Source organism: Mycobacterium parascrofulaceum ATCC BAA-614, assembly GCF_000164135.1.
Lineage (GTDB): Bacteria > Actinomycetota > Actinomycetes > Mycobacteriales > Mycobacteriaceae > Mycobacterium > Mycobacterium parascrofulaceum.
The window spans coordinates 1-3925 of the sequence record NZ_GG770574.1; the positions used below are offsets into that span (position 1 = coordinate 1).

Sequence of the window (3925 nt, forward strand, 5' to 3'; positions counted from 1 at the left end):
GGGGCGCGCGCTGAGCTGGGCCATGCCGCTGGCGCCGTGGGTGTTCGCCTCGGCGACGCTCGGGTTCATCACGATCCCCGGCCGGGTGCACACCGGCCTGGCGGCCCCGGTGGCCGCGGGTGCGGCCACGCTGCTGGTCAACGGTGTCAGCGGGCTGATCCAAGTGCTCGCCCGCGCGCGCCGGTGGGGGCCGCAGGCCGGCACCGCGGGCGCCGCACTCGCCGCGCTCGGTTACGCGGTCACCGCGCTGGCGCCCCCGACCCTGTCACCGGCGCTGGGCGTGTCGTTGTTCCTGGTGCTGGGGTGCGCGTCCGGCCTGTGTTTGCGTGAGGGCCTGATCGACCTGGAGGCCGCGGCGCCGAAACGCTTGCGCGGCGCGCTCGTTGGCGCGTTCTACGTGGTGACCTACGTCGGATTCGGCCTGCCCCTGATCTTGACGACGGTCGGGCCCGCGGTGTCGGCGGGCATCCTCGGCGCGCTGGCGGCGCTCGCGCTGCTGGCGGCGCTCAGTCGAGCGGTTCGGCTCCGGGGCGACGCCCACCGCCGCGGCTGACCGTCGCCGACGCGCGCCGGGACGGCACCGGCGGGGACGTAACCGCCCGGCGCTCAGAGGAGTTCGCGCAGGGTCTCGATCAGTTTGACGCGCTCGCCGGGCGTGGCGGCGATGGGCGACACGTTGAGGGTGGTGACGCCGGCCTCCCGGAATGCGGCCAGGCGGTCCTTGACGAACTCGCGGCTGCCGATCAGGTTCACGTCGCGCACGAGGTCGTCGGGCACGACCTTCGCGGCGCCGTCCTTGTCGCCGGCCAGGTACAGTTCCTGAATCCGGTCGGCCTGTGGGCCGTAGCCGTACTTGGTGGCCAGCGCGTGGTAGAAGTTCTTGCCCTTGGCGCCCATGCCGCCGATGTAGAGGGCCAGGTGGGGTTTGACGAAATCCCTTAGCGGTTCCACGTTTTCGCCGATGGCCAGCACCGGTCCGGCGTAGATGTCGAGCGCGCCCAGGGCGGGATCGCGCTTGGCCCGGCCGGTGGCCAGCGCCTCGCCCCAGACCTGCTGCGCCTTTTCGGGCAGGTAGAAGATCGGCTGCCAGCCCTCGGCGATCTCGGCCGCCAGCTCGACGTTTTTGGGGCCCAGCGCCGCCACCAAGATCGGGATGCGTTCCCGGACAGGCTTGTTGATGAGCTTGAGCGGCTTGCCCAGTCCGGTGCCGCGCCCCGCGGGGAGCGGGATGGTGTAGTACTTGCCCTGGTGATTGACGGGCTCGCGCCGCCACACCTGGCGGCAGATGTCGATCACTTCGCGGGTCCGGGCGATCGGCGCGTCGTACGGAACGCCGTGGAATCCCTCGATGACCTGCGGGCCGGAAGCGCCCAGGCCGAGGGTGAACCGGCCGTCGGAGACGTAGTCGAGGCCGGCGGCGGTCATCGCGGTCAGGGTGGGCGTCCGCGTGTAGAGCTGCAGGATCCCCGAGGCCAGTTCGACCCGATCGGTGCTGGCGGCCAGATAACCCAGCGCGCTCACCGCGTCGAACGAATACGCCTCGGGGACAAAGACGATGTCGAGTCCCGCGCGCTCGAGGTCCGCCACTTCGGCGGCCACGTCCTTGAAGCCGCCCGCGTAGTTGATGCCCAGTCCGATTCGCATGGTCGCCCGCCCCTACGCGGTGGTGAATTCGTCGGCCAGTTCGAGCGCCTCCCGCTGGATGCGGCCGAACTGGGCCCCCATCGCCTCGGACAGCGCCTTCGCGCCCGACAGCGGCCGCACCATCACCATGAAATCGTCGATGAGACCGTCGTCGTCGAAGTGCAGGAAATCGCACCCCGTGATCTTGAGCCCCGGCGCCCCGGCAATCCCGGCCTCGAACACGAACGCGTGGTCGCGACCGCGGCCGTCGTGAATCTCGCGGACGTAGCGAAAGTCTTCGAAGACGCGCATGACGCCGCGCAGGATCGCCGCGGTGATCGGCTTGCCGACGTACGGCTTGAACGCCACCGGGCTGGTGAACACCACGCCGTCGGCCAGGAGCGCCTGGATGCCCTTCTCGTCGCGTTCTTCGACCGCCTTGCGGAACGGATGCATCCGACACCTCGCCTCGTGGATTCGTTTCAGAAGTGCCGTTGACGCTATGCCGCCACCGTCCGCATGTCCATAGTGCGATTAATCACTTTGTTGAATAATCATCGTGTTGTAGCCTTTTCCGATGTCGCTGCGCGATGCGGTGTTGGCCGCCCTCCTCGAGGGCGAGTCGTCCGGGTACGACCTGGCCAAGGAATTCGACGCCTCGGTCGCCAACTTCTGGATGGCCACCCCGCAGCAGCTCTACCGCGAACTCGACCGGCTCGCCGGGCAGGGTCTCATCTCCGCGCGGCTCGTGCACCAGGAACGCCGGCCCAACAAGCGCCTGTTCGCGCTGACCGACGCCGGCCGCGAGGCGGTCCGGGAGTTCACCGCACGGCCGCCGAAGCCGTCGGCGATCCGCGACGAACTGCTGGTGAAGGTCCAGGCCGCCGACGCCGGCGACGCGGGCGCCGTGCGGGAGTTCATCGCCGAACGTCTGCAGTGGGCGACGGCCAAACTGCAACGCTACGAACGGTTGCGGGCGCGGCTGCTCGACGGGCGCGACGAGGAGGACTTTCTGCTGCACGCCGAGCGGATCGGTCCGTACCTGACGCTGCTGCGCGGGATCGCGTTCGAGGAAGAGAACATTCGATGGGCCGAGCGTGCGCTGGACGTCGTCGACCACCGGCTGGCCGCGCACGTTGAGGAGTAAGCCGGGTCATCTCCAGGCGAAGACCGGTTGCTCCAGCTCGTCGACCGGGTCGTGGCGCCCCTCCAGGCACCACCACCGCAGCTGCAGCAGCACGGCGCCGGTCGGTGCGTGAATCAGGTCGTTTCCCAACGGGATCTGCACGACGGGACGGGCGCTCTCCGGGATGGTGATGAACCGCGGCGAGTCGTCGCGTTGCAATTGGTGCAGCCCGACCCGGTACACGGCCACCACCTCGTCGGGCGCCGGGTGCGGATCGAGGCGTCCGCCGCCCCAGATGACGACGGGGGTGATGACGTACCCCGACCGGGTCGGGTAGTCGTCCAGGAGGCCGAGCACGGTCGAGTCGGGCAGGGCGATGCCGACCTCTTCGTGCAACTCCCGCAGGGCGGCGTCGACGGCGGTCTCACCGGGATCGAGCCGGCCGCCGGGCAACGCCCACTGCGCCGCATGGGAGGTCAGACGGGATGCCCTGCGGCACAACAGGAAAGCGGCGCCGCCGGACACGCCGATCATCCGGCCGTCCAGGCCGGGTTCGGGCATCGGGCGGTCGCCGATCCACTCGTCCACCGGCGCCGGGTCGACACGGTCCCCGCCGAGGATCGAATCGACCAGCACCACGGCGACCGCCGCGTGCCGCTTCGTCGGGTCGGTCACCTCGCGGCGGTCATGCGCCGCCAGATGGCCCCGGATCCGCTCGCGCAGCGCCTCGTCATACGGCGTGGTCACGGGTTGAGACTATGCGGACGCCGCCCGCGCGCCACGCTTCGGCGCCGAAACGACGGCCTCTTCCGACAACGGGTACCCGGTGAACGCCCGGCGTTCCGGCCTCGTGGCTGTCCATGGATGGGAGGAGACGGATGAAGGTCATCGGTATCGAAGAGCATTACAAGCTTCCGGCCGTAGGGGAAGAACACCGAAAAGCGGGCCGGGACTCGGCGAGCGCGCTGCTGAAGGCGGCCGGTTATGGCTCCCCGGGCGCCGAAGGGGAATGGCCGCCGGGCATCGACGACCTGGGCGAGGGCCGAATCGCCGCGATGGACGCCGCGGGCGTCGACATGCAGATCCTGTCCCACTCGGTCCCGGGCCCCGAGACGCTGGACCCGGCGGCGGCGGTCGAGCTCGCCCGGCGGGCCAACGACGCGGTCGCCGCCGCGA

At 70.2% G+C, this 3925-nt stretch carries 4 protein-coding genes and 2 pseudogenes; 3 read left to right on the top strand and 3 right to left on the bottom strand.

Going from position 1 to position 3925, the window contains the following annotated elements; translation table 11 throughout:
* Window positions 1–553 (top strand): annotated as a pseudogene (locus HMPREF0591_RS29365) (MFS transporter); the annotation flags it as partial.
* A 53-nt stretch (window positions 554–606) separates the two neighbouring features.
* Here the strand turns inward: HMPREF0591_RS29365 and HMPREF0591_RS29370 are convergent.
* Window positions 607–1644, bottom strand: a complete 1038-nt coding sequence (locus HMPREF0591_RS29370; protein WP_007172506.1) for an LLM class F420-dependent oxidoreductase — start codon at window positions 1642–1644, stop codon at window positions 607–609.
* A gap of 12 nt (window positions 1645–1656) precedes the next feature.
* Window positions 1657–2079: a nuclear transport factor 2 family protein gene (locus HMPREF0591_RS29375; protein WP_007172507.1), complete on the bottom strand. Its 423-nt coding sequence runs from the start codon at window positions 2077–2079 to the stop codon at window positions 1657–1659.
* A 121-nt stretch (window positions 2080–2200) separates the two neighbouring features.
* Here HMPREF0591_RS29375 and HMPREF0591_RS29380 point away from each other — a divergent pair, with 121 nt between their 5' ends.
* On the top strand, window positions 2201–2770 hold the full coding sequence (locus HMPREF0591_RS29380; RefSeq protein WP_007172508.1) for a PadR family transcriptional regulator: 570 nt from the start codon (window positions 2201–2203) through the stop codon (window positions 2768–2770).
* A 6-nt stretch (window positions 2771–2776) separates the two neighbouring features.
* On the opposite strand, the gene HMPREF0591_RS29385 is transcribed toward HMPREF0591_RS29380, so the two are convergent.
* The gene (locus HMPREF0591_RS29385) at window positions 2777–3496 is read right to left on the bottom strand and encodes an NUDIX hydrolase (RefSeq protein WP_007172509.1); all 720 of its coding nucleotides are present in this window, start codon (window positions 3494–3496) and stop codon (window positions 2777–2779) included.
* 131 nt (window positions 3497–3627) lie between these two features.
* Here HMPREF0591_RS29385 and HMPREF0591_RS29390 point away from each other — a divergent pair.
* Window positions 3628–3925, top strand: a pseudogene (locus HMPREF0591_RS29390) (amidohydrolase family protein); the annotation flags it as partial.

Bases quoted from the DNA above. Each gene is read 5' to 3' on its own strand.
- HMPREF0591_RS29370 (WP_007172506.1), bottom strand. From the start codon at position 1,644: ATGCGAATCGGACTGGGCATCAACTACGCGGGCGGCTTCAAGGACGTG.
- HMPREF0591_RS29375 (WP_007172507.1), bottom strand. From the start codon at position 2,079: ATGCATCCGTTCCGCAAGGCGGTCGAAGAACGCGACGAGAAGGGCATC.
- HMPREF0591_RS29380 (WP_007172508.1), top strand. From the start codon at position 2,201: ATGTCGCTGCGCGATGCGGTGTTGGCCGCCCTCCTCGAGGGCGAGTCG.